The following is a 22,975-nucleotide window of genomic DNA, read 5'->3' as shown; positions in this document are numbered from 1 at the left end:
GAACGTCCACTCGCATGAAACAGGGCTCAGCCACCCGTGTCCTCCTCGTACGGCACGCGCAGTCGCATGCCAGCGTGAAGAAACTGATCGCGGGCTCCCGCAGCTGTCCCGGTCTCACGGAGCGGGGACGGGAACAGGCCGCGCGGCTCACGGCACGGCTCGAGGCCGAGCGGCTACGGCCGCACGCGCTGCTGACCAGCCCGGTCCGCAGAGCCCGGGAGACGGCCGAGAGCCTGGCGAGGGGCCTGGGGCTGGCAGCGCCGGTCGTCGAGACCGAGGTGCGGGAACTCGACTTCGGGGCGGCCGACGGCCTGTCCATCGACGAATACCGGCGCGTCCACGGGGCGTTCGACATGACCGCCCATCCCGACCGGCCCTTCGCCCCGGGCGGGGAGACCTGGAACCGGTTCCGGAGCCGGGCCGGCCGTGCCGTCAACGAGCTGATGTCCCGTCACCGTGGCGGAACCGTCGTCGTGGTGTGCCATGCCGGTCTCATCGTCGCGGTGATGTCGGCGCTGCTGGACGTGGTCCCCCCGGTGCTGTTCACGGACGCCACACCCGCGGCGACGTCGATCAACGAGTTCGTCCACGACGGCACCCGGTGGGACCTGCTGCGGTTCGACGACGCCCAGCACCTCGACGGGGGGAACTGAACGCGTCAGCCGCCCTCCCGGGGGCCACGCTTGCGTTCCATCATGTGGCGGCCCAGCGCCTTCTTCTGCTTCCAGTTCCGCAGCAGCTCCGCGTTCAGCCGCGCGTCGCTGCGGGCGGCGATCCGCTCGTTCTCGCGGAGCAGCTTGTGGTAGTTCTCCAGCCGCCGCAGGGACAGGGTCCCCTCCTCGGCCGCGGCGAGCACCGCGCACCCCGGCTCGGTGACGTGCGCGCAGTCGGGGAAGCGGCAGTCCCGGGCCAGGGCCTCGACATCGGTGAAGGCCTGGGCGAGGCCGCCGTCGGCCTCCCACAGCCCCACCCCCCGCAGCCCGGGTGTGTCGATCAGGACACCGCCCCCCGGCAGCGGCAGAAGATCGCGGGTCGTGGTCGTGTGCCGCCCCTTGCCGTCACTGTCCCGGGTGGCGTCGACCCGCTGGACGTCCGCTCCCGTGAGCGCGTTGGCGAGCGTGGACTTGCCGGCACCGGACTGCCCGAGAAGGGCGGCCGTAGTGCCGCCCTCGCCGCCGATGAGGGCCGCGAGGGCGTCCATGCCCTGCCCCGTGGCCGCGCTGACCGGCAGCACGCGCGCCCCCGGAGCCACCCTCTCCGTGTCCTCGACCAGATAGGACAGGGTGGTCGGGTCGGGGACCAGATCCGCCTTGGTGAGGACCACCACCGGCTGCCCGCCGCTCTCCCAGGCCAGGGAGAGGAAACGCTCGACGCGCCCCAGGTCCAGCTCGTCGGCGAGGGAGACGGCGATGAGCACCTGGTCCATGTTGGCGGCCAGCACCTGTCCGTCGGACCGCTGCGAGGAGACGGCCCGCACGAACGCGGTACGCCGCGGCAGCACGGCCCGGGCGACCCGCTGCTCCAGGTCGACCGCCACCCAGTCGCCGGTGCACGGGTTGGGTACGGGATCAGGAGAGGTCACCGGCCCCGTGCCCACCCGTACGGCAGCCACCGGACCGGCCTCGGTGACGGTGACGACCTCGCAGCTGCCGCGGTCGACCCGCACCACCCTCCCCGGCCGCAGACCCTCGGCCTCGTAGGGGGCGAAGGCGGTCGCGAACGCGCCGTCCCAGCCGTAGCGAAGGAGCGGATGCGGAGCAGAGGGTGTGGTCAAGCCACCAGTGTATCCGCCAACGCCGGACCGGGAGCAGGGGACTTGAGCCCCGGGCCGACCCCGGCGGGATCCTGCCCGGCAGGACGGCCGCCGACAGGACCTCGGGCCGGCCGCGCCGCTCGTCGGCGGCGTCCGGGGCGCCCTCCTCGGGCCCCGGCCTCTTCCGGACCTGTGGGGACATCCCGCCCGCCTGGGCACCGCCGAGGGCGCCCAGGGCCGGGCCGATCGGCTTTCAGGCGATCCCCGACGCCCTCATCGACGTCTCCTCACCCGACGGACGGCCAGCAGCGCGATCAGGGCGCCGACCACCGCGAAGAGCGGCACGCGGTGCGAACGCGCCATGCGCACGCCCTGCCCCGCCCTCTCCCGCACCGGCTCCGGAGCCTTGTCCCGGGCACGCTCTCCGACCTGTGCGGCCTTCTCACGGACCTGTGTGGTCCGCTCGGCGAGCCGCTGCCTGACGTCGGCCGTCCTCTCGTGGGCACGGGTCTTCACGTCGGTCTTCGCCGCGAGCGCCTCGACGGTCCCGCCGAGCTCCTCACGGGTCGCCTCGACCCGCCTGCGCAGTTCCTCCGGGGAGGCTGCCGCCTCCTCGCCCGTGTGCGGTTTGTCCTCGGTCATCGCTGTGCCTTCTCCTTGATCTCGGCCACATCGGCCTTCACGCTGCGCACCGTCCGCTCCGGCTTCGGCGGTGACGCCCTGTCGATCTGCTGCTTGCCGAGAGCGGCCATGACAGCGGTGACGCAGGCCAGCACGCCCGTGACGATGAGAGCGGCCGCCCACACGTCGAGCACGAGCGACAGCGCGGCGATCGCGGTGGCCGCCAGGGCCTGCAGGGTGAGGACACCCATCAGACCGGCACCGCCGAACAGTCCGCCGCCCTTGCCGAACCGCTTCCCCTTCTCGGACATCTCCGCCTGCGCCAGGCGCATCTCGTCGCGCACCAGCTGCGACAGCTGCTGTGTCGCACGCTGCACCAGTTCGCCCACCGGCTCCTGCGCCGTGCTCGCGGTGGGGTGTGATCCGTCGGCCGGCATGGTCGCTCACCTGCCCTTCGTCGGCGTATCCGGGACGCGTGGCCGAGTACCCCGCACGGCGCGGGACCACCGTCAGCGCGAGCACGACGGGCCCGGTTGCTCCACTCGGGGGTGACAATCCCCCGTTCGGCGGTGTGTCGACCGCCGTGGACTTCCCTCCCGGCACTCAGCCGCCAGGATGACCGTGACCCACGCCACGGCGCGGGCGAACCGCGCGCATCGGGAGACACACGACCTGTGACTATTCTCAACGGCCCGGAGCAGCCGATCGCCGCCTCCTACGACAGTGAGGTGCCGGTCAGGGGCAGGCAGCCCGGCAACGTCGTGGTGAAGTGGCTGACGACCACCGACCACAAGACCATCGGCACCCTGTACCTGACCACGTCGTTCGGGTTCTTCCTGATCGGTGGCGTGATGGCGCTGCTGATCCGCGCCGAGCTGGCCCGGCCGGGCCTGCAGCTCGTCTCGCCCGAGCAGTACAACCAGGCGTTCACGATGCACGGCACGATCATGCTGCTGATGTTCGCGACCCCGCTGTTCGCGGGCTTCACGAACTGGATCATGCCGCTGCAGATCGGCGCGCCCGACGTCGCCTTCCCCCGGCTGAACATGTTCGCCTACTGGCTGTACCTGTTCGGCTCCTCGATCGCCGTCGGCGGCTTCCTCACCCCGCAGGGTGCGGCCGACTTCGGCTGGTTCGCCTACACACCGCTGTCGGACGCCATCCGTACCCCGGGCATCGGCGCCGACCTGTGGATCATGGGTCTGGCCTTCTCCGGCTTCGGCACCATCCTCGGCGCGGTCAACTTCATCACCACGATCATCTGCATGCGCGCACCGGGCATGACCATGTTCCGCATGCCGATCTTCGTGTGGAACGTGCTGCTGACCGCCGTCCTGGTCCTGCTCGCCTTCCCGGTGCTCGCGGCCGCGCTGTTCGCCCTGGAGGCGGACCGCAAGTTCGGCGCCCACATCTACGACCCGGCCAACGGCGGACCCATCCTGTGGCAGCACCTCTTCTGGTTCTTCGGCCACCCCGAGGTGTACATCATCGCCCTGCCGTTCTTCGGCATCGTGACCGAGATCATCCCGGTCTTCTCCCGCAAGCCGATCTTCGGTTACATGGGCCTGGTGGCGGCGACGATCGCCATCGCGGGTCTCTCCGTGACGGTGTGGGCGCACCACATGTTCGTCACGGGAGCCGTCCTGCTGCCGTTCTTCTCCTTCATGACGTTCCTGATCGCCGTCCCGACGGGCGTGAAGTTCTTCAACTGGATCGGAACGATGTGGAAGGGCTCGGTGTCCTTCGAGACACCGATGCTCTGGGCGACGGGCTTCCTCGTCACGTTCCTCTTCGGCGGTCTGACCGGGATCATCCTGGCCTCGCCGCCGATGGACTTCCACGTCTCCGACTCGTACTTCGTCGTGGCGCACTTCCACTACGTCGTCTTCGGCACGGTCGTCTTCGCGATGTTCGCCGGCTTCCACTTCTGGTGGCCGAAGTTCACCGGCAGGATGCTCGACGAGCGCCTCGGCAAGATCACCTTCTGGACGCTCTTCGTCGGCTTCCACGGCACCTTCCTGGTGCAGCACTGGCTGGGTGCCGAGGGCATGCCGCGCCGTTACGCCGACTACCTGGCGGCCGACGGCTTCACCGTCCTGAACACGATCTCGACGATCAGCTCGTTCGTCCTCGGTCTGTCGATGCTGCCGTTCCTCTACAACGTGTGGAAGACGGGCCGGTACGGCAAGCCGGTCGGTGTCGACGACCCGTGGGGCTACGGCCGCTCCCTGGAGTGGGCGACCTCCTGCCCGCCGCCGCGCCACAACTTCGTCGCCCTGCCGCGGATCCGCAGCGAATCCCCGGCGTTCGACCTGCACCACCCCGAGATCGCCATGCGGGAGGCCGAGGCGTACGGAGTCGGGCGTTGACCGGCGGGAGACAGGGATGAGCGACATGCCGGGGCGGACCACGGCGGGCGCCGGTCTCGGCAACGAGGTGGAGGGGTACCTGCTGTGGCAGGCAACGATCTCGGTGGCGGAGGAGCGCGCGGCCGAGTTCGTCCGGCCGATGGACTGGCTGACCACCTCCCAGCGCGCGGAGATCGAGCAGCGCTATGTCGCCGACAGCCTCCAGCGCGCCCGGCAGGACCTCGAACGGATCGCCGCTCGCTGCCGCTCCCTGCGCGGGGAGTACGAGCGGCGTTACCGAACGCTGCGTCTGCGCTGTGTGGGGTGGGTGCTGGCCAGCTGCGCGGGCCTCGTCCTCGTCGCGGCCGTGTCCTTGGCCCGGTGAGACCGAGAGCCCCGCTGCCCGTCCTCGTGCCGGACCGGCCTCAGTCCTCGGCGGCGGCCGCGACGCGGGTCGGCCGGCCCAGGGCCCAGAAGAGCACGCCGAGGAGCATGAACCCGGCGAGCGGGACGGCCTCCGTCAGCAGGTACTTCCAGCGCTCGCCGTGACTCCAGCCGTCCGGCGCGTAGTCGGAGCCGAACCAGTGGTCGCCGAGGCCGGGGGCGACCAGCTGCACGCTCGCGAACAGGACGAGCGCGGTGAGGACCACACTGATGGTGCGGGGGAGGGGCGCCCTGTAGGGGCGGGGGACGTCCGGGGCCTTGCGGCGCAGTACCGCGAGGGCCGGGAAGATGCCCAGGTAGCTGACGAGGGTGGTGGACACGGCGAGGCCGAGGACGGCCCCGAAGAGCTTGGCGGCGCTGCCGTCGGTCAGTTCGTGGGCCAGGACCAGGACGACGGTGGAGACCAGGCCGCTGAGGACGTTGACCCGTACCGGGGTGCCGAACCGGCTGGAGATGACGCCGAGGAAGCGGGGCGCGGCCCCGTCGTAGCCGGAGACGGCGAGGGCGCGGTCGGACCCCATGACCCAGGTGACGCCGGAGGACAGCACCGTGAGGATGAACAGGATCGCGGCGAGGTCCCCGAGCAGGCTGCCGGCGCCGCTGAGCGTGGCGGTGCCGTCGCCGGCGACATGACCGCCGTACACGGTGAAGACCTGACGGATCGCGTCGATGAACCCGCCGAGGCCGGTGATGGCCTCGACCGGCAGGACGAGCAGGATGCCCAGGATCGGCAGCGCGTAGAGCAGGACGGCGAGGACGGCGCTGCGGAAGATGGCGAAGGGCACGTCCTTCTGGGCGTCGGTCATCTCGTCGCCGGCGGTGTTGGGCAGCTCGAAGCCGACGTAGTTGAACATCAGAACGGGCACCAGGCCGACGAATCCCACGTACGTCGGGGAGAAGTCGCCGATCCCGAATCCGTGCACGCCGTGCCGGACGCCGTAGACCACCACGGTGACGGTGAACAGGCCGAGCAGGGCGAAGCGGCTCCAGGCGCCGATCGTGGGGATCCACTTGCCGACGTCGAAGGAGAGGATGGCGGCGAGCACGCCCACCCAGATGAAGACCAGGGTGAAGACGTAGAAGGCCGGGGTGCTCAGGTCCTTCCCGTCATGGAAGAAGGTCGTGTACGCCGTGACGGCCGAAACGGAGAGCGTGCCGCCGAGCCACACCGGATTGGTGATCCAGTACAGGAAGTTGTTGACGGCACCCGCCAGTCGTCCGAAGGCCCGGCTGGTCCAGATGTAGGGGCCGCCCTCGTCGGGGAACGCGGCCCCCAGTTCGGCGGTCAGCAGGGCGGAGGGCACGAAGAACACCAGGGCCAGAACGATGAGCCAGGTGAACGCCTCGGCACCGGACGAGGCCACCGTGCCGATGGTGTCCACTCCGACGATGGTGCAGAGGAGGAAGAAGAGGATGTCGAAGCGTCCGAAGTGCTTGCGCAGCTTCTGCCGCTCCGCCTGGGCTGCCGGCGGCGTGTCGGCCGGCTCGTGGGTCATCTGGCCAGCGGCCACCGGGGCTCCTGCGTGCTCGTGGTGCGGGTGCGATCCGGCCAATGATCGGCCGCCGCCCAAATCCCCACAAGCGTTCATGTACAACTCTTGACCAATGCTTCTCCGCTCGCACGCAGCGGAAACCCGCCCGAAACGCCGGCTGGACGTGTCCGGGTGGGGGCGTGGCCGGTGTCACCTGGTCCGGTGGTCGCCCGTCTCCGGCTGTTCGAGGTGGGAGGCGAGGACGGCGGCCTGGACGCGGCGTTGGACGCCGAGTTTGGCGAGGAGGCGGGAGATGTGGTTCTTGACGGTCTTCTCCGAGAGGTAGAGCTGCTTGCCGATCTCGCGGTTGGTCAGGCCGTCGCCGATGAGGGCGAGGATCTCCCGTTCGCGGGGTGAGAGGCCGGCCAGTTCGGAGGGGACGGCGGGGGTGTCGGCGGGTTCGGCGCGCAGGGAGCGCATCAGGCGGGCCGTGGTGGCGGGGTCGAGCATGGACTGGCCGGAGGCCACGGTGCGGACCGCGGAGACGAGGTCGGAGCCCTTGATCTGTTTGAGGACGTAGCCGGAGGCGCCGGCCATGATCGCGTTGAGGAGGGCCTCCTCGTCGTCGAAGGAGGTGAGCATCAGGCAGGCCAGTTCGGGCATCTGGCTGCGTAGTTCCCGGCAGACGGAGATGCCGTCGCCGTCGGGCAGGCGTACGTCGAGGACGGCGACGTCGGGGCGCAGGGCGGGGCCCCGGGCGAGGGCGTGGTCGACGGTGCCGGCGTCGCCGACCACGCGGATGTCGGGTTCGGAGTCGAGCAGGTCGGCCAGGCCGCGGCGGACGACCTCGTGGTCGTCGAGCAGGAACACCCGGATCGGGTTCTGTTCGCTGAAGGTGCGTGGCTCTGGCATGGTGATGACCCCTCGTCGCCCGGCAGAGGACAGACCGCGAGCTGTCCATGATGCCGATCATCACGCGCGCAGGTCCAATGCACCAGGGCCGACCGGCCCCACTCCCGACGGGCCCGGGTCCGAGTCCGGGTCAGGCGACGCTGCCGGCGCCGTAGGGGGCGTACAGGTCCAGGAGGCGGGTCCTGGACGAGCGGAGGCGGTGGGCGAGCACCTCGCCGACCCATCGGGTGAGGTCGTTGCCGAAGGCCGGGTCGTCCTGGCACATGGACCGGACGGCCGTGGCGTCGAACTCGTAGGCGCGTACCGGTGTGGTCGCCTCGGCGCCCAGGTGCCAGACGTGCGGGGTGAAGAGCCAGGACCAGCCGACCAGTTCGTTGTGGCCGAGGTTCTCGATGACGGCCGCCCGACGCCCCGGCACATGGATGTCGAGCTCGATGCTGCCGGTGCGGATGATCCAGAAGCGGTCGGCGCGTCCGCCTTCCTCGAAGAGACGTGTGCCCTGGGGGATGGACACCTCGCGGGCCACCCGCATGAGCCGCCGGCGGTGTTCGGCGGACAGCGAGCGCAGCATGCTGGGGGTGGGGGAAGCGTTCATGGAGTGCCTCCGCGGCCGTGTGACGGACTTCCAGGGCCAGCGTGGGCCCGGCCACGGGGGCGGGTCATGGGCCAGGCGGTCCATGGGGCCGGGCCGTTCGGCACCGAAGGCGGAGCAGGAGGCCGCCCCTCGCGGACCGCGTCGCAGGGCACGGCGCGTGTCCGCTACTGACGTGCGAGCCACGCGCGGTACGCGGCCACGGCCGTCGGCAGGGTCGGGAAGACGTGGTCCTCGCCGACCGAGTCCGTCAGTCCGTACGCCTTCAGGTCGTCCATCAGGTCCTGCTTCACCCGGGCCAGGGCGAACACGACGCCCCGGTGCGTCAGCTCGCGGCGGAGTTCGTCGACCGCGTCGAGGGCGGTGATGTCGACCTCGACGTTCGCCTCGGTGTTGAGGACGAACCATCGGACGGGCTCGGTCTGTTGGTCGACGGCTGCCAGGGCACGACGCCGGAAGTCCTCCGCGTTGGCGAAGAACAGCGGTGAGTCGTAGCGGTAGACGAGCAGACCGGGAATCGTCCGGGCCTGCGGGTAGTCGTCGACGTCGTGCATGCCGGCCACCCCGGGGACCAGTCCCTCGACGGCGTCGTGCGGACGCGCCACCCGGGTCAGCAGCTCGGCCACGGACAGGCCGACGGCCACGATCACCCCGTACAGGATGTCCAGGGCGAGCACCCCCGCGAGGCAGCCGAGCGCGAGGAGCAGTTCCCGGCGGCGGAAGGCCGCGAGGCGGCGGAAGCCGGCGAGGTCGATCATGCGGACCGCGGCGTAGACGACGAGCGCGCCGAGCACGGCGGAGGGCGTGCGCGTCAGCAGCGGGCTGAGGAAGAGCAGCACGGCGAGCACCACCGCCCCGGCAACCAGGGAGTACGCCTGGCTGCGCGCGCCCGCCGAGGACGCGAGCGCGGTGCGGCTGGCGCTGCTGCTCAGCGGGAAGCCGTGCAGCACCCCGGCGCCCAGGTTCGCCGCGCCCAGGGCGAGGAACTCCTGGTTGGCGTCCAGCCCGGGCCCCTTGTCCGCGGGGTCGGCGAACGCCCGCGCGGTGAGGATGAAGTCGGTGTAGGCGACCAGGAGCACGCCCAGCGCGGGCAGCACGAGGTGCGGCAGTTCGCCGAGGTCCGGGAGGGCCACGGTCGGCAGACCGGACGGAACCTCGCCGATCACCTTGAGCCCGTACCGCCCGTCCAGGTCGAAGACCGGGACGGCGGCGGTGGCGAGGACGAACGCCACCAGCGGGCCGGGCACGGCGGGGACGTAACGGGCCACGGTGAAGAGGAACACGAGGACGACGGCGGAGAACACCACGGTGGCCGGATGCGCGTCCCCGAGATGGCTGACGAAGGACCACAGTTGGGGGAAGAACTCCGATCCGGTCGTCGGCACCCCGGTGAGCTTGGGCAGCTGGTCCACCATCATGATGAGCGCCACGCCCGCCAGATAGCCGATCAGCACGGGGCGGGACAGCAGATCCGCGAGGAAGCCCAGCCGCACCGCCCGGGCGATCAGGCAGAGCAGTCCGACCGTGACCGCGAGTGCCGCCGCCAGCGAGGCGTAGCGCCCGGAGTCCCCGGCCGCCAGTGGCGCGACCACGGTGGCCGTCATCAGGGCGGTGGTGGACTCGGGGCCGACCGACAGCAGACGCGAGGAACCGAACAGGGCGTACAGCGCGAGCGCCGGAAGGATCGCCCACAGGCCGGCCACCGGCGGCAGCCCGGCCACCCCCGCGTACGCCATGACCTGCGGCACCAGGTACGCGGCCACCGTCACGCCGGCCAGCAGGTCGCCCGTGAGCCACGAGCGCCGGTAGCCGAGGAGTGTGATGAGGCCGGGCACCAGGCGATGCCACCCCGGGACGTGTCTGTCCGAGACCTGGGACATCTGCCGCCTTCCGTCGTCTGCCCCTCATGATCCACCGGTGCGCGACCGGACGCGACAAGCATCCCGGGGTTCGGCGACGGCCCCGTGGGCGCGGAGCCCGGCACGAGCCCAACGGCTCCCGGGGACAGGGCCGTTCGGCCCCGTGGCCGCAGACCTTCGGCATCCGGTGCCGCCCGGCGTCCGCGACGACAGTGAGCGACGTCGGGCAACGCACCGACCCCCGGGTGGCCGCCGGCGGCACCCTGCGGGCGCGGGGGGTCGTTCGGTCCCGATCGGGGACCAGTGGCCCCTGCCCGAGCAAGCCCCCGAACACGACTCTGGAATCAGATCCCCGCTTCAGGAGGTAGAGATCATGCTCCGCACCATCACCGTAGGCCTCGACGGGTCGCCCGAGAGCCGCGCCGCCGCGGAATGGGCGGCTCGGGAAGCCGGCCTGCGCGACCTGCCGCTGAAGCTCCTCCACATCTGGGAGCCGGTACCGGAGCCCATGGCCCAGGCCCCGCTCCTGGGAGCCGAGACCCAGCAGCACTGGTCCGAGCGGATCCCGCGGGAGGCCGCCGAGGGCATCGGCCTGCGCCATCCCGGCGTCGAGGTGATCCGCGAGCAGACCGCCGGACACCCGGGTGACGTCCTCGCGGAGGCGGCGAAGAGCGCCGAACTGCTCGTCCTGGGCTCGCGCGGTCTCAGCGGGATCGGCGGGTTCATGGTCGGCTCGGTCGGCCTGTCCGCCGTGGCGCACGCCGAGCGCCCGGTGGTGCTGGTGCGCGCGCTGGAAGTGGCCGCCGACGAGCACGAGCCGGACCCCGCCGGCGTGCCGTCCGCCGCGACGCCGTTCCGGCCCGTGGTTCTCGGGCTCGACGTCGAGCACCCGGACGAGACGCTGATCGGGTTCGCCTTCGACGCCGCCCTGCGCCGCGCCACGTCCCTGCGGGTCGTGTACGGCTGGAACCCGCCGCCCTACTACGCGTACGGCACGCCCGCCAACCCCGCGCTGCACGAGGCGCTGGCACTGAGCGCCGCCGAGGCGGTGGCCGAGGTGCTGCGTCCCTGGCGGACGAAGTTCCCCGACGTGGAGGTGGCGGAGGAGTCCCGCTACGGCAGCGCGGCCGTCCATGTCGTGGACGCCTCGCGGAACGCCTCCCTCGTCGTGGTGGGCCGGCGGATCCGCCGCAGCCCGTTCGGCGCCCACATCGGCCATGTCACGCACGCCGTCCTGCACCACGCCACCGCCCCCGTCGCCGTCGTCCCCCACGCCTGACCCCCGATGACCCACCCCCCGACGACCCACCCCCTGAGGAGAAGAGACCCATGAAGGCAGCGGTTGTACGAGCGTTCGGCGAGCCCCTGGTCATCGAGGAGCGCCCCGACCCGGAGCCCGGCCCCGGCCAGGTCCGTATCCGTGTGGAGGCCTCCGGGCTGTGCCACACCGACATCCACGCCGCGCACGGCGACTGGCCCGTGAAGCCGAACCCCCCGTTCGTCCCCGGGCACGAGGGCGTCGGACTGGTCGAGAAGCTGGGCGAGGGAGTCACCCACCTGGCCGTCGGGCAGCGGGTGGCCGTGCCCTGGCTCGGCAAGGCGTGCGGGCGGTGTGAGCACTGCCTGTCCGGCTGGGAGACGCTGTGCGAGCAGCAGATCAACACCGGCTACGGCTGCGACGGCGGCTACGCCGAGAAGATGCTGGCCTGGGCCGACTTCGCCCAGCCCGTTCCCGACGGGATCACCGCCCTGGACGCCGCCCCGCTGACCTGCGCGGGCGTGACCACGTACAAGGCGCTCAAGGTCGCCGACGTCAGGCCCACCCAGCTCGTCGCGATCTCCGGCATCGGCGGTCTCGGCCACCTCGCCGTGCAGTACGCGAAGATCGCCGGCGCCACGGTCGCCGCGATCGACGTCACCGACGAGAAGCTCGAACTGGCCGCGGAACTCGGCGCGGACATCCTGATCGACGCCCGCAAGGACGACGTCGGCGAAGTGCTCAGGCAGCACGGCGGTGCCCACGCGGCCATCGCGCTCGCGGTGAACGACGCGGCCTTCGAGGCCGTCAACTCCGGTCTGCGGCGCGGCGGCAAGCTGGTCATGGTCGCCCTGCCGGCGCACGGCACGGTGCGTGTGCCCATCTTCGACACCGTCCTCAAGGGCACCTCGGTGATCGGCTCGATCGTCGGCACCCGGCAGGACCTCGCCGAGGTCTTCCAGCTGCACGCCGCCGGCCGCACGAAGGTCATCCACGAGGCCCGCCCGCTCGCCTCCGTCAACGACTCCATCGACGAGGTGCTGCGCGGCGAGGTCAAGGCCCGGATCGTCTTCGACTTCGGGGCGGAGGGGTGAGCACGGTGGAGCTCCCGGTCGTCGTCGGCGTGGACGGCTCCGAGCCGAGCCTGCGGGCCGTGGACTGGGCGGCCGACGAGGCCGCTCTGCGCGGGGCGCCGCTGCGGGTGGTGTACGCCTCCCTCTGGGAACGCTACGAGGGCGTCTCTCCCGCCGCGGCCCCGGACAGGCCGTCCGAGCAGGTCACGGCCGAGGACATCGTGCGGACCGCCGAGCGGCGGGCCCGCCGGCGCCAGGCCGACCTGAAGATCTCCACCGACGTGCTGCCGGAGGAGCCGGAGTACGCCCTCGTCCGTGAGGGACGCGGTGCCGCCCTCCTGGTGCTCGGCACCCGCGGGCGCGGCGGCTTCGCCGAGATGCTGCTCGGCTCGGTCAGCCTCACCGTCGCCGCCCACGCCGACTGTCCGGTGATCGTGCTGCGCGGCAGCCACGACAACCAGGTCCGGGCGGTCGCGCGGGGCCGTGTCGTCGTCGGCGTCGGCGAGTCCGGCCCGGACTCCGCCGCCCTGAGCTTCGCCGCACAGGAGGCGAGGCTGCGGCACGCGACCCTGGACGCCGTACGGGCCTGGCGGTGTCCCGCGCACGAGACCACCGACCACCCGCTGCTGGCCGGCGAACCCGCCCGGCTGCACGAGCAGCACGCCATCGAGGCCCTGGACGACGCGTTGAAGGACGCGCCCGCGGACGTGGACCTGCGCCGGCGCGCGGTGGAGGGCCCCGCCCGCCGGGTCCTGCTGGACGCCTCCCACGAGGCCGACCTGCTGGTGGTCGGCGCCCGGCGCGACACCGGGCACCTCGGACTCCAGCTGGGGCGTGTCGCCCACGCCGTCCTGCACCACTCCGCCTGCGCCGTCGCGATCGTGCCCGAGCGGGGGTGAGAAGGACGGCCGGCTGCTCAGAGGCTCGCCGCGTGGTCGGGGACGTAGGTCTGCAGATCGCGTGGCGGGCGTTCGTAGCCGGTCGACTCCGGCCGCTCGGGCAGCTCCAGCACCGGTGGTGGCACCTCGTGGTAGGGCAGTGAGTCCAGCAGATGGGCGATCATGTTCAGTCGAGCCCGGCGTTTGTCGTCGCTCTCCACCACGAACCAGGGCGCCTCGCTGATGTCGGTGTGCACCATCATCTCGTCCTTGGCCCGCGAGTAGGCCTCCCAGCGCTTGAGGGACTCCAGGTCCATCGGCGACAGCTTCCAGCGCCGCAGCGGATCCTCCAGCCGGCGCCGGAAACGATCCTGCTGCTCGGTGTCGCTCACCGAGAACCAGTACTTGCGCAGCAGGATGCCGTCCTCGATCAGCATCCGCTCGAAGATCGGGCACTGCCGCAGGAAGAGCTGGTGCTCCTCCTTGGTGCAGAAACCCATCACGTGCTCGACCCCGGCCCGGTTGTACCAGGACCGGTCGAAGAGCGTGATCTCCCCGGCCGCCGGCAGATGCTCGACATAGCGCTGGAAGTACCACTGGGTGCGCTCGCGCTCGGTCGGCTTGGGCAGCGCCGCGATCCGTGCCACACGCGGGTTGAGGTGCTCGGCGACCCGCTTGATCGTCCCGCCCTTGCCCGCCGCGTCCCGGCCCTCGAAGACCACGACCAGCCGGGCGCCTTCGGCGCGCACCCACTCCTGCAGCTTGACCAGCTCCGTCTGCAGACGCAGCAGTTCGTTCTCATAGGTCTTGCGCGGCACCTTCGCCGCGTCCTTGCCGGCCATGCCGCCACCACCGCCCGATGACCTCGACGTCCCTGACGTTCCGGAGTCTCCCGCACGTCGATGGTCGAACACCAGAACGCCACCGTACTGACCGGCACCGAACCGCGCACCCCGGACCGTCGGCGGGCGAGGGGGCCGGACGGCCCAAGCGGATCGGGTGATTACCGTCCAAGCTGTATGTACGGGACAATCCAGGCAGTCGAACAGAGGACGGTGAGGAGCGTCATGAAAGGCTTCGTCTTCCACGGTCCCGGGCACTCGGCCTGGGAGGAGGTCCCGGACCCTGACGTCAAAGAGCCCACGGACGCCGTCGTACGGGTCGGCGCCGTCACCATCTGCGGCACGGACCTGCACATCCTCAAGGGCGACGTGCCCGAGGTGCGCCCGGGCACGGTCCTGGGCCACGAGGCCGTCGGCGAGATCGTGGAGGTCGGCAGCGACGTCCGGACCGTACGGCCGGGCGACCGTGTGCTGGTCTCCTGCATCAGCGCGTGCGGCCGCTGCCGCTACTGCCGGGAGGGCAGCTACGGCCAGTGCCGGGGCGGCGGGGGCTGGACCCTGGGCCACCTGATCGACGGCACCCAGGCCGAGTACGTCCGCGTCCCCTACGCCGACATGTCCGTGCACGCCCTGCCCGGCGCGGTCGAGAGCAACGACGCCGTCCTGCTGGCGGACATCTTCCCGACCGCCTACGAGGTGGGCGTGGTCAACGGACACGTCCGCCCCGGCGACACGGTCGCCGTCGTCGGAGCCGGCCCCATCGGCCTCGCGGCGATCGCCACGGCACGCCTGTTCACGCCCGAGCGGATCGTCGCCGTGGACCTGGCCGCGTCCCGCCTGGAGGCGGCCAGGGGGCTCGGCGCCGATGCCGTGGCCGACGCCCACGAGGACCCGGAACAGTTGGTCGCCGATCTCACCGACGGGCTCGGCGCGGACGTCGTGATCGAGGCGGTCGGCGTGCCGGAGAGCTTCGAGCTGTGCACACGCATGGTGCGGCCCGGCGGCCGAGTCGCCAACGTCGGCGTCCACGGCAAGCCCGCCACACTGCACCTCGAGGACCTGTGGATCAAGAACGTGACCATCACCACCGGTCTGGTGGACACCCACTCCACCCCCACCCTGCTGCGCATGGCCGCCGCGGGCCGCCTGCCCACCGCGCAGCTGGTCACCCACACCTTCCCGCTGGAGCACATGGAGGAGGCGTACGACGTCTTCGCCCGGGCCGCCGGCACCGGCGCCCTCAAGGTGGTGCTCGGTGGGCAGCCGCACGACGAGGTCGCCGTCCGGGCGGCCTGACGAGAGGACGTGACGGGCCATGGTCGGACGGATACGGGCACACGTGACGGAGGGCACGCCCTCGGGCGACCTGGGCCGCAGACTCGCGGCACGCCGCCTCCAACTCGGGCTGACCCGCGAGGAGACGGCCGCCCGGGCGGGCATGGCCCCCAGCTATGTGGCGCACCTGGAGGAGCATCCTGACGCCGCGCCCGGCCGGGGCACCCTGCTCACGCTGGCGGCAGCGCTGCGGACCACGGTCTCCGCACTCACCGGAGGCGACGCCGATCTGCCACCCGGCCGTGAACAGGCGGCGCGCGCACCCGAGTTCACCGAGCTGAACAGGACCGAGTGCGCCCACCTGCTGTCGACGCACGGTGTCGGAAGGCTCGCGGTGTCCACCGCGCTCGGTCCGGTGATCGTCCCTGTCAACTACAGCGTCGTCGAGGACACGATCGTCTTCAGGACCGCCCACGGCGCGACGCCGTCCCTGGCGTCCGGCTGCCCGGTCGCCTTCGAGGTCGACCGTATCGACGACACCTTCAGCCAGGGCTGGAGCGTCCTGGTGCGCGGACACGCGCGCACGGTGACGGACATCGGCGAGGAACGCCGGCTCGCGGAACAGGCCTACAGCACCCCGTGGACCGGGGGCCGCCGTGACGTATGGGTGCGCATCGAGCCGTATGCCGTCACAGGACGCCGGATCGTGGCCTGAACAGGGTGAGGGAGGAGACGCTTTCCGCGCGAGGGACTCGGTCCGATCGGCTACCGCGGCCTCCGGCCGACGATTACCGTGGCACATGATCGGACCGGTGGGTGTCCGTGTGGATCCGGAGGAGCGCAGGTGGGAAGCCCCGAGGAGGCCCGGGTACGGCTGCCTCAACTGCGGCTGGACGAGCTGCTGGAGGAATTGCAGGCACGACTGGACGCGGCACGCGGGACCCGCGACCGCGTGCACAGCCTGCTGGAGGCGGTGCTCTCGGTCGGCCGGGAGCTGGATCTGGAGCAGGCCCTGCGCAGCATCGTGGAGGCCGCCGCGGTGCTGGTCGACGCGGAGTACGCGGCGCTCGGCGTGATCGGCCCGGACGGCAGGCGGCTGTCGGCCTTCCACACGGTGGGGGTGAGCGAGGAGGAGATCGCCCGGATCGGCCCGTTCCCGGAGGGCCACGGCATCCTGGGCGAGCTGATCCGTCATCCCGAGCCGCTGCGGCTGGCGAAGCTCTCCGAGCATCCCGCCTCGTACGGGTTCCCGCCCCACCATCCGCCGATGAACACCTTCCTCGGCGTCCCGATCCGGGTGCGTGAGCAGATCTTCGGGAACCTGTATCTGACCGAGAAGCGGGGCGGGGGCCAGTTCGACGAGGAGGACGTCTCGGTCACGCTGACGCTGGCCGTGGCGGCCGGCGTGGCGATCGACAACGCCCGCCTGTACGAGGAGTCCCGGCTGCGGGAGCGCTGGCTGCGGGCGAACGCGGAGATCACCCACAGCCTGATGTCCGGCGGTGAGCGCGCCGAGGTCCTCACGCTGATTGCCGAGCGGTCCGGCGAGATCACCGGATCGGCGCTGGCGGTCGTCGGGCTGCCCATGGAGGACACCGGGTCGCTCGCGGTCGAGATCGCCGTCGGAATGGACGCCGACGCCCACCGGGGCCTCGTGCTGCCCCTCGACAGCAGCCTGATGGGGCTGGCCTTCTCCGGTGCGGCCCCGGTCACCAGCGCGGACGTCGCCCATGACGACCGCGTCTCCGCTGAGCCCCCGCGGTTCGGCGGACTCGGCCCCGCGGTGGCCGTGCCCATCGGCACGGGCGAGGCGGGTCCACGCGGCGTGGTCCTGCTGGCGCGCAAGTCGGGTCAGCCGGTGTTCTCGGCGGCGGAGACCGAGCCGCTGCAGGCCTTCGCGGCACAGGCGGCCATCGCGATGGAGCTGGCGGAACGCCGCCACGACGCCGAGGAGGTCGCGGTGCTCAAGGACCGCGACCGCATCGCACGCGACCTGCACGACCTGGCGATCCAGCGGCTGTTCGCCACCGGCATGACACTGCAGAGCGCGGGCCGCTTCATCGAGCACGAGGAGGCCGCCGAGCGGGTGGTGCGCGCGGTGGACGACCTGGACGAGACCATCAAGATCATCCGCTCGACGATCTTCGGCCTGCGCACCCGCGAGGGCGCCGGGGAGGCCGGGCTGCGGGCGCGTGCCGTACGGGTGGTCGGGCAGGCCGCGCCGGTCCTGGGCTTCGCCCCCAGTGTGCGCATGGAGGGTCTGCTGGACACCGACGTGCCCAAGGAGATCGCCGACCACGTGGTGGCCGTCCTCTCCGAGGCCCTGACCAACATCGCCCGCCACGCCCACGCGGAGCGGGCCGACGTGCTCCTGGCCACGGACGGGAGGCAGGTACGGCTGTCGGTCACCGACAACGGGGTGGGCATCCCGGCCGACGGCCGCCGGAGCGGACTGCGCAACATGGCCGAGCGGGCCGAGCAACTGGGCGGCGGACTGGAACTGCAGACCCCCGACGCGGGCGGCACCGCTCTGATGTGGCGCGTGCCCTTGAAGAAGCCGTAGGAGCCGCAGGAACAGGGCACCCGCGCAGGACGGCCACGCGGGTGCCCTCCGCTTTCCGTACCGCCTCGGCGTCCGGGCCGAACGTCCCCGCCGAGGGGCCGACCGGCCCCTCGTACGGCTGCCCGAAGGGTGCGACCGTGGAGTGGGACCCCTGTGGTGTACGGAAGGCGGTGGGGACCATGACACTTCCCCTGGTCGTCGGCATCGACGGATCCGATGCGAGCCTGCTGGCGGTCGACTGGGCGGTGGACGAGGCCGCCCGGCACGGTCTCCCGCTGCGCCTGGTGCACGCCTCCCTCTGGGAGCGCTATGAGCACGTCGTACCGTCCGGCCGCCTCACCCGTCCGACCGAGCGGGTGCTCGCGGAGAACCTCGTCGCCTCCGCGGCCGAGCGTGCCGAAAAGCGGAACTCCGAGGTGAAGGTCGCCACCGACATCGTCCCCGAGGACGCGGTGGACACCCTCCTGCGCGAGGCGAGCCACGCCTTCGCCCTGGTGGTCGGATCGCGCGGCCGCGGTGAGTTGAAGGGCCTGCTCCTCGGCTCGGTCGGCCTGGCCGTGGCGGCCCGCGCGCACTGCCCGGTGATCGTGGTCCGGGGCGACAAGGCAGGCCTGGCCGGCTCCCACGAGCGGATCCTGCTGGGCGCGGGCGAACCCGTGAGCGGTGCCGACGCCGTGCGCTTCGCCCTGCGGGAGGCCGAGGCACGCGGCTGCACGCTCGACGTCGTACGCGCCTGGCGCTGCCCGGCACACGAGAGCGCCGGCGATCCCGCGCTCGCGGACGCCCCGGCGCGCCGGCACGAGGAGCGGGCCTCGGCCCTGCTCGACGACCTGCTGCGGGACGCCGTGACCGACCATCCGGCGGTCCGGGTGCGAAGGGTCACCGTCGAGGGGCCGGCCCACGGCGTCCTCGTCCACCGCTCGGCCGCCGCCGACCTGGTGGTCGTCGGGGCCCGCCGCAGGCACGGCCACCTCGGCCTCCAGCTCGGCAGGGTGAGCCACACCCTCCTCCACCACGCGGCCTGCCCGGTGGCGGTCGTACCGCAGGCGGTGTGACGCCGGGGCCACCAGGGTGGCTCCGGAAGCACTCCCGGCCGCAGCCACCGGACAGGTCGGGTGACTTCGGAGGTGGCCCAGCGCCTGAGCGATCACCAGCCGCCGACGCCGACGCAGACGCCGACGCAGACGCTGCCCCGACACCGACGCCGCCCGGCGCAGACGCCACCCGGACACCGACGCCGAGCCGAGATCCTTGACGGAAGGCTATTGACCGGTCAATTGGGTGATTGTACGGTCTAAGGGCCGGCGCTTCTCGCCGTGCAGTCAGGCGGGAGACCGGCATGACGAATCAGGCAGTGACCGAGCCCACGGGCGCTCGGCCAACGGCTGAAAAGACCTCCACCGTCGGTTCGGCGCAGGAGGGGACCAGCGCCTGTCAGCGGCGTCGCGGAACGCTCCGCGGGAGCCCGCGCCCTCGTGGGCCGGCCCCCGGCTCACCCGTGAACCGGCCCGGCAACCGGGGCGGCAACCGGGGCGGCGCCCCGCCCATGAGGCGCGGAGGCCGACGACCTGGCTGGTCGGATCGCTGTCACCGGTCAATAGACCGAATGTACGGTCTCAACATGACCGTGCCGCTGTACGTACAGATCAGGCGAGAGCTCGAAGCGAAGATCCGGGCCGGGGGCCTGCCCCCCGGCGCGCGGCTGCCGACCGAGAAGGACCTCTCCACCCAGTACGGCGTCAGCCGCGCCACGGCCCAACGGGTCCTCAACGACCTGGCGGAGGCGGGACTGGCGATCCGCCGACGGCGCCATGGAACGTTCGTCGCGGACGTGACGCGGCAGATCAATCTGCTCAACTTCGTCACCCCCGCGGCGGCCGCGAAGGGCGTACCGGGCAGACACGAAGTCGTCTCCGCGCGGATCGTCAGGGCCGCCGACGCCGTCCTGACGCTCCCCGGCGCCTCGGCCGACACGGCGGTGGTGGAACTGGTCCGCCGCAAGCTGGACGTACGCGAGGAGCCGCAGTCCGTCGAGCGGCACGTCGTCCTCTTCGCAGTCGCCCCCGACCTGCTCGACGAGAACCTCGAAGACCTCGTCACCCTCCCGTATCTCCAGCGCAGGGGAGTGCCGATCGACGCGATCCGGCTCTACCTCGACCCGGTGACCCTCGATGAGCAGAACGCCACGTTGCTGCACAGCGAGATCGGAACGCCCGCGCTGATGAGGCGCAGGGAGTTGCGGGCCGACGACGGCAGCACCGTCGAGGTGGTCACGACCCTCGTCCGTCCGGGGACCGCCGAGTTCTTCCTGGAGCTTCCCGTTCCTGCCATGTGAGCAGCGTGTCGCTGCCGGAAAGGAAGTAGGCACACAATGAAGGTCATCATCATCGGTGCGGGTGTGCTGGGTGTGAGCGCCGCGAGGCAGCTCGCCGTCGCCGGCGAGGAGGTTCTCCTGCTCGATCGCAGCGGACCCGGCACCGGTACGAGCGCCACCACCTTCGCCTGGACCAACTCCAGCCGGAAGCCCGACCCGGACTACCACCGGCTGAACCTCGCGGGCATGGAGGAGCACCGCAGGCTCGCCGGGCAACTGCGCGGCGCGCCCGCGTACTTCCCCAGCGGGGCACTGCAGTGGGCGGACGCCGCGAACGAGCAGCGGCTCGCCGGCAACGTGGAACGGCTGCAGTCCCTCGGCTACCCCGCTCACTGGGTCACGCCCGACGAAGCGACCCGGATCGCGGGCGACCTCCGGATCCCGGCGACCATCACGTCCATCGCGCACTTCCCCAGCGAGGGATACGTACTGCCGGATCTCTACGTGGGCAACTTACTGGCGGACGCCGAGCGGCACGGAGCCACGTGCGCGATCGGCGAGGTCGTGGCCATCGACGAGGGGCCCGATGGAGTGTCCGTCACCCTGGCCGGAGGCGAGGTCCGCAGGGGCGATCGAGTCGTCCTGGCGGCAGGCCGCTGGACGGAACGGCTCGCCGCACGGGCCGGGATCGACGTTCCCATGGTGACGGACGCCGGTCGCGGGGCGCCGACCGTCGGACTGCTCGGGTACGCCAGATCCCCGGAACTCGGCCTGCGCTGTGTGATCCACAGCCCCGGCCTCAACCTCCGCCCCGCGGCAGGCGGGCGTACCGTCCTGCAGGCGCTCGATCTGAACGCCGACGTCGATCCGGACGACCCCCCGTCCGCGGACGGGCCCCTCGCGAGCACCCTCACCCGGCGGTTCTCCGCACTGCTGACCGACCCGAACCGGGCACCGGAGATCGACCTGCGCGTCGGCTTCCGGTCCCTGCCCGCAGACGGCCACACCATCGCCGGCTACGCCTCCGCGCGGTCCCGTGTCTACTGCCTCGTCTCGCACAGCGGGGTCACCTTGGCGCCGATCCTGGGACGCCTGGTCGCGACCGAGATCACCACCGATCAGGAACAGGAGCTGCTCCGGGCCTTCCGGCCCACACGCTTCGCCGGCGGCCGGCGCTCGGACATCGAGGTGGATCAACGTGCCACCGGTCTGGGTGACCAGTAGCCCCTGACCCCGCGATCACGGCCGGCGGCGGTCCCGCGCGCCGGCGTCGGAGCCCTCGGCCGGTGGACAGCTCCAAGCGGATGTGCCGGTCCGCGCCCTGCTACGGCGAGGCGGGCGGGTGCGGGGAGCGGAGCACGAGCAGGGTGATCTCGCTGGGGGCGAAGACGCGGAACGGCGGGCCCCAGAAGCCGGTGCCGCGGCTGGTGTAGAGGAGGGTGCGGGGGCCGTGCCGGCTGAGGCCGGCGAGGGCGGGCTGGTCGACGCGGACCAGGTGGTGGAAGGGCCAGATCTGGCCGCCGTGGGTGTGGCCGGAGAGCTGGAGGTCGATGCCGGCGGCTGCCGCCCGGTCGACGAACTTGGGCTGGTGTGCCAGGAGCAGGACGGGCAGGTCGGGGTCGGCGCCGTTCAGGGCTCCGGCGAGGTGGGCGCGGTGGCCCGCCAGGCCGGAGGACTCGGCGGTGACGTCGTCCACGCCGGCGACCACGAGGGTGTCGCCTCCGCGTTCGAGCAGCAGATGGCGGTTGCGCAGCGGCTCCCAGCCCAGCTCGTCCATCAGGTCGACCCAGCCCTGGGCCTCGCTGTAGTACTCGTGGTTGCCCGTGACGTAGACACGGGCCCGGGTGGCCCGCACGGTTGCGAGCGGGGCGGCCTGGGCGCGGCGGCGTTCGGCCGTGCCGTCGGCGATGTCGCCGGTGTGGCAGACCAGGTCGGCTTCCAGGGTGTTCACCGTCTCGCACACCCGTGCCGACCAGCGGGCGCGATCGAGTGGGCCGTAGTGGGTGTCGGTGATCAGGACGACGCGGGTGCCGTCCAGCCCGGCACCCAGCCGGGGGAGTCGCACCTCGAGTCGGCGCACGCGTGGCACGCGGCGGGCCTCGGCGTACCCCCAGGCGAGCAGTACGGCGGTGACGCCGAGGACGGCCCACGTGACGATTCGGGCCCGGTCCTCACTCTCGCCGACGCCGGCCACCGTCAGCGCGAGCCGCAGGAAGACGCCGAGCAGAACGGACCAGGTGAACAGGACCCAGCTGCTGCCCAGCAGGGTGTCACCGATGATCGCCGCCCGGTCCTGCTGGCGCCGGCCGTGGCCGCGCACCATCGCGAGCGGCATGCATATGAGGCCGAGGACGAACAGGAGGGTGCCGGCCGGCGTGACGGGCAGCGGCCAGTGCTGGCCGGTGTACAGGAGCACCCAGCAAGGCACCGCCCACAACAGGACGGGGGCGATCATGGGGATGTAGCGCATCAGGCGGAGCAGTCGGCTCCGCCGCGGCGCCTGCGCCTCGCTGTCGACGGGTCGGGTGTCGCTGGTGTCGGTCACGCTTCCCCTCCCTGACCACACTGCCCTCTCGCGCACTGTATCCGGTCGCCCTCGGGCCGGCGCGAAGGGTTCCCTGCGGGACGGCCAGGCTCCACCGCGGACACCTCCCTCGGCATGAGCCGCCATCGGGGCGCCGTCCGCGGGCGCGCTGTTCATGCGGGCTCGGCCCACGTGGCGGTGCAGCAGCTTCGATACGTGAACGGCCGGTTTTCCGCAACACTCCTCC

The 22,975-nt window shown here is 71.9% G+C and carries 21 protein-coding genes; 12 read left to right on the top strand and 9 right to left on the bottom strand.

The annotated features are described in order from the left end of the window. Positions 1-14 precede the first annotated feature (14 nt). Complete coding sequence (locus ACIBVL_RS08530; RefSeq protein WP_399093941.1) at positions 15-653, top strand: histidine phosphatase family protein; 639 nt, start codon at positions 15-17, stop codon at positions 651-653. A 5-nt stretch (positions 654-658) separates the two neighbouring features. Here the strand turns inward: ACIBVL_RS08530 and rsgA are convergent, their stop codons facing one another. The 3 genes from rsgA to ACIBVL_RS08515 all read right to left on the bottom strand — a co-directional run bounded on the left by rsgA (position 659) and on the right by ACIBVL_RS08515 (position 2,811). Next, positions 659-1,774 carry a ribosome small subunit-dependent GTPase A gene (gene rsgA, locus ACIBVL_RS08525; protein WP_399093939.1) on the bottom strand — a complete coding sequence of 372 codons (1,116 nt, stop codon included), beginning with the start codon at positions 1,772-1,774 and terminating at the stop codon, positions 659-661. A 252-nt stretch (positions 1,775-2,026) separates the two neighbouring features. Then, a complete protein-coding gene (locus tag ACIBVL_RS08520) occupies positions 2,027-2,395 on the bottom strand; it encodes a DUF3618 domain-containing protein (protein ID WP_399093935.1) in 369 nt (122 codons plus the stop codon). Next, entirely contained in the window at positions 2,392-2,811 is a 420-nt protein-coding gene (locus tag ACIBVL_RS08515; RefSeq protein WP_399093931.1) for a phage holin family protein, read from the bottom strand. Before ACIBVL_RS08515 ends, ACIBVL_RS08520 begins: the two co-directional genes overlap by 4 nt. A gap of 237 nt (positions 2,812-3,048) precedes the next feature. Here ACIBVL_RS08515 and ctaD point away from each other — a divergent pair, with 237 nt between their 5' ends. Together ctaD and ACIBVL_RS08505 are read left to right on the top strand one after the other, a co-directional pair. Beyond that, on the top strand, positions 3,049-4,743 hold the full coding sequence (gene ctaD / locus ACIBVL_RS08510; RefSeq protein ID WP_399093928.1) for a cytochrome c oxidase subunit I: 1,695 nt from the start codon (positions 3,049-3,051) through the stop codon (positions 4,741-4,743). 16 nt (positions 4,744-4,759) lie between these two features. Then, positions 4,760-5,107, top strand: a complete 348-nt coding sequence (locus tag ACIBVL_RS08505; RefSeq protein WP_399093925.1) for a cytochrome C oxidase subunit I — start codon at positions 4,760-4,762, stop codon at positions 5,105-5,107. Between the two features lie 40 nt (positions 5,108-5,147). Here ACIBVL_RS08505 and ACIBVL_RS08500 read toward each other — a convergent pair whose 3' ends face one another. The 4 genes from ACIBVL_RS08500 to ACIBVL_RS08485 form a co-directional block, all read right to left on the bottom strand. Beyond that, positions 5,148-6,677, bottom strand: coding sequence for an APC family permease (locus tag ACIBVL_RS08500; protein ID WP_399093922.1), 1,530 nt, complete (start codon positions 6,675-6,677; stop codon positions 5,148-5,150). Positions 6,678-6,848: 171 nt separating this feature from the next. Further along, positions 6,849-7,550 (bottom strand): response regulator, encoded by a 702-nt coding sequence (locus ACIBVL_RS08495; protein WP_399093919.1) that lies wholly within the window; start codon positions 7,548-7,550, stop codon positions 6,849-6,851. Between the two features lie 130 nt (positions 7,551-7,680). Next, positions 7,681-8,145, bottom strand: a complete 465-nt coding sequence (locus tag ACIBVL_RS08490; RefSeq protein WP_399093916.1) for a cyclic nucleotide-binding domain-containing protein — start codon at positions 8,143-8,145, stop codon at positions 7,681-7,683. 164 nt (positions 8,146-8,309) lie between these two features. Beyond that, positions 8,310-10,022 (bottom strand): SulP family inorganic anion transporter, encoded by a 1,713-nt coding sequence (locus ACIBVL_RS08485; protein ID WP_399093913.1) that lies wholly within the window; start codon positions 10,020-10,022, stop codon positions 8,310-8,312. Between the two features lie 352 nt (positions 10,023-10,374). Between ACIBVL_RS08485 and ACIBVL_RS08480 the strand changes: the two genes are divergently transcribed. From ACIBVL_RS08480 to ACIBVL_RS08470, 3 genes are read left to right on the top strand one after another with little or no spacing between them, the layout of a single operon-like run. After that, on the top strand, positions 10,375-11,280 hold the full coding sequence (locus tag ACIBVL_RS08480; RefSeq protein WP_399093910.1) for a universal stress protein: 906 nt from the start codon (positions 10,375-10,377) through the stop codon (positions 11,278-11,280). Positions 11,281-11,330: 50 nt separating this feature from the next. Next, entirely contained in the window at positions 11,331-12,353 is a 1,023-nt protein-coding gene (adhP, locus tag ACIBVL_RS08475; protein WP_399093907.1) for an alcohol dehydrogenase AdhP, read from the top strand. After that, positions 12,350-13,231: a universal stress protein gene (locus ACIBVL_RS08470; RefSeq protein ID WP_399093904.1), complete on the top strand. Its 882-nt coding sequence runs from the start codon at positions 12,350-12,352 to the stop codon at positions 13,229-13,231. The genes adhP and ACIBVL_RS08470 overlap by 4 nt, the downstream gene beginning before the upstream one ends. Positions 13,232-13,248: 17 nt before the next feature. Here the strand turns inward: ACIBVL_RS08470 and ppk2 are convergent, their stop codons facing one another. Beyond that, positions 13,249-14,052, bottom strand: coding sequence for a polyphosphate kinase 2 (gene ppk2, locus ACIBVL_RS08465; RefSeq protein ID WP_399093901.1), 804 nt, complete (start codon positions 14,050-14,052; stop codon positions 13,249-13,251). 225 nt (positions 14,053-14,277) lie between these two features. On the opposite strand from ppk2, the gene ACIBVL_RS08460 reads away from it, so the two are divergent. The 6 genes from ACIBVL_RS08460 (at position 14,278) to ACIBVL_RS08435 (ending at position 21,428) form a co-directional block, all read left to right on the top strand. Next, the gene (locus ACIBVL_RS08460; protein ID WP_399093898.1) at positions 14,278-15,348 is read left to right on the top strand and encodes a zinc-dependent alcohol dehydrogenase family protein; all 1,071 of its coding nucleotides are present in this window, start codon (positions 14,278-14,280) and stop codon (positions 15,346-15,348) included. Positions 15,349-15,367: 19 nt separating this feature from the next. Further along, a complete protein-coding gene (locus tag ACIBVL_RS08455; RefSeq protein WP_399093894.1) occupies positions 15,368-16,042 on the top strand; it encodes a helix-turn-helix domain-containing protein in 675 nt (224 codons plus the stop codon). A gap of 129 nt (positions 16,043-16,171) precedes the next feature. Further along, complete coding sequence (locus ACIBVL_RS08450) at positions 16,172-17,890, top strand: GAF domain-containing protein (protein WP_399093891.1); 1,719 nt, start codon at positions 16,172-16,174, stop codon at positions 17,888-17,890. Positions 17,891-18,069: 179 nt separating this feature from the next. Further along, positions 18,070-18,945 (top strand): universal stress protein, encoded by an 876-nt coding sequence (locus tag ACIBVL_RS08445; protein WP_399093888.1) that lies wholly within the window; start codon positions 18,070-18,072, stop codon positions 18,943-18,945. Between the two features lie 566 nt (positions 18,946-19,511). Beyond that, positions 19,512-20,225 (top strand): GntR family transcriptional regulator, encoded by a 714-nt coding sequence (locus ACIBVL_RS08440; RefSeq protein WP_399093885.1) that lies wholly within the window; start codon positions 19,512-19,514, stop codon positions 20,223-20,225. A gap of 36 nt (positions 20,226-20,261) precedes the next feature. Then, entirely contained in the window at positions 20,262-21,428 is a 1,167-nt protein-coding gene (locus ACIBVL_RS08435; protein WP_399093882.1) for an NAD(P)/FAD-dependent oxidoreductase, read from the top strand. Between the two features lie 100 nt (positions 21,429-21,528). On the opposite strand, the gene ACIBVL_RS08430 is transcribed toward ACIBVL_RS08435, so the two are convergent. Next, positions 21,529-22,749, bottom strand: coding sequence for a metallophosphoesterase (locus ACIBVL_RS08430; RefSeq protein ID WP_399093879.1), 1,221 nt, complete (start codon positions 22,747-22,749; stop codon positions 21,529-21,531). Positions 22,750-22,975 lie beyond the last annotated feature (226 nt).

Source organism: Streptomyces sp. NPDC049687 (genome assembly GCF_044465285.1).
Taxonomy (GTDB): Bacteria; Actinomycetota; Actinomycetes; order Streptomycetales; family Streptomycetaceae; genus Streptomyces.
Note: the sequence above shows the minus strand (reverse complement) of the source record. Positions and strands in the feature narration are given on the sequence as shown.

What these genes read in the sequence shown, in the direction of transcription:
- ACIBVL_RS08490 (WP_399093916.1), bottom strand. Translation starts at nt 8,145, where the DNA reads ATGAACGCTTCCCCCACCCCCAGCATGCTGCGCTCGCTGTCCGCCGAA.
- ppk2 (WP_399093901.1), bottom strand. Translation starts at nt 14,052, where the DNA reads ATGGCCGGCAAGGACGCGGCGAAGGTGCCGCGCAAGACCTATGAGAAC.
- ACIBVL_RS08515 (WP_399093931.1), bottom strand. Translation starts at nt 2,811, where the DNA reads ATGCCGGCCGACGGATCACACCCCACCGCGAGCACGGCGCAGGAGCCG.
- ACIBVL_RS08480 (WP_399093910.1), top strand. Translation starts at nt 10,375, where the DNA reads ATGCTCCGCACCATCACCGTAGGCCTCGACGGGTCGCCCGAGAGCCGC.
- ACIBVL_RS08435 (WP_399093882.1), top strand. Translation starts at nt 20,262, where the DNA reads ATGAAGGTCATCATCATCGGTGCGGGTGTGCTGGGTGTGAGCGCCGCG.
- ACIBVL_RS08520 (WP_399093935.1), bottom strand. Translation starts at nt 2,395, where the DNA reads ATGACCGAGGACAAACCGCACACGGGCGAGGAGGCGGCAGCCTCCCCG.
- ACIBVL_RS08455 (WP_399093894.1), top strand. Translation starts at nt 15,368, where the DNA reads ATGGTCGGACGGATACGGGCACACGTGACGGAGGGCACGCCCTCGGGC.
- ACIBVL_RS08495 (WP_399093919.1), bottom strand. Translation starts at nt 7,550, where the DNA reads ATGCCAGAGCCACGCACCTTCAGCGAACAGAACCCGATCCGGGTGTTC.
- ACIBVL_RS08460 (WP_399093898.1), top strand. Translation starts at nt 14,278, where the DNA reads ATGAAAGGCTTCGTCTTCCACGGTCCCGGGCACTCGGCCTGGGAGGAG.
- adhP (WP_399093907.1), top strand. Translation starts at nt 11,331, where the DNA reads ATGAAGGCAGCGGTTGTACGAGCGTTCGGCGAGCCCCTGGTCATCGAG.
- ACIBVL_RS08530 (WP_399093941.1), top strand. Translation starts at nt 15, where the DNA reads ATGAAACAGGGCTCAGCCACCCGTGTCCTCCTCGTACGGCACGCGCAG.
- ACIBVL_RS08505 (WP_399093925.1), top strand. Translation starts at nt 4,760, where the DNA reads ATGAGCGACATGCCGGGGCGGACCACGGCGGGCGCCGGTCTCGGCAAC.
- ACIBVL_RS08445 (WP_399093888.1), top strand. Translation starts at nt 18,070, where the DNA reads ATGACACTTCCCCTGGTCGTCGGCATCGACGGATCCGATGCGAGCCTG.
- ACIBVL_RS08485 (WP_399093913.1), bottom strand. Translation starts at nt 10,022, where the DNA reads ATGTCCCAGGTCTCGGACAGACACGTCCCGGGGTGGCATCGCCTGGTG.
- ACIBVL_RS08440 (WP_399093885.1), top strand. Translation starts at nt 19,512, where the DNA reads ATGACCGTGCCGCTGTACGTACAGATCAGGCGAGAGCTCGAAGCGAAG.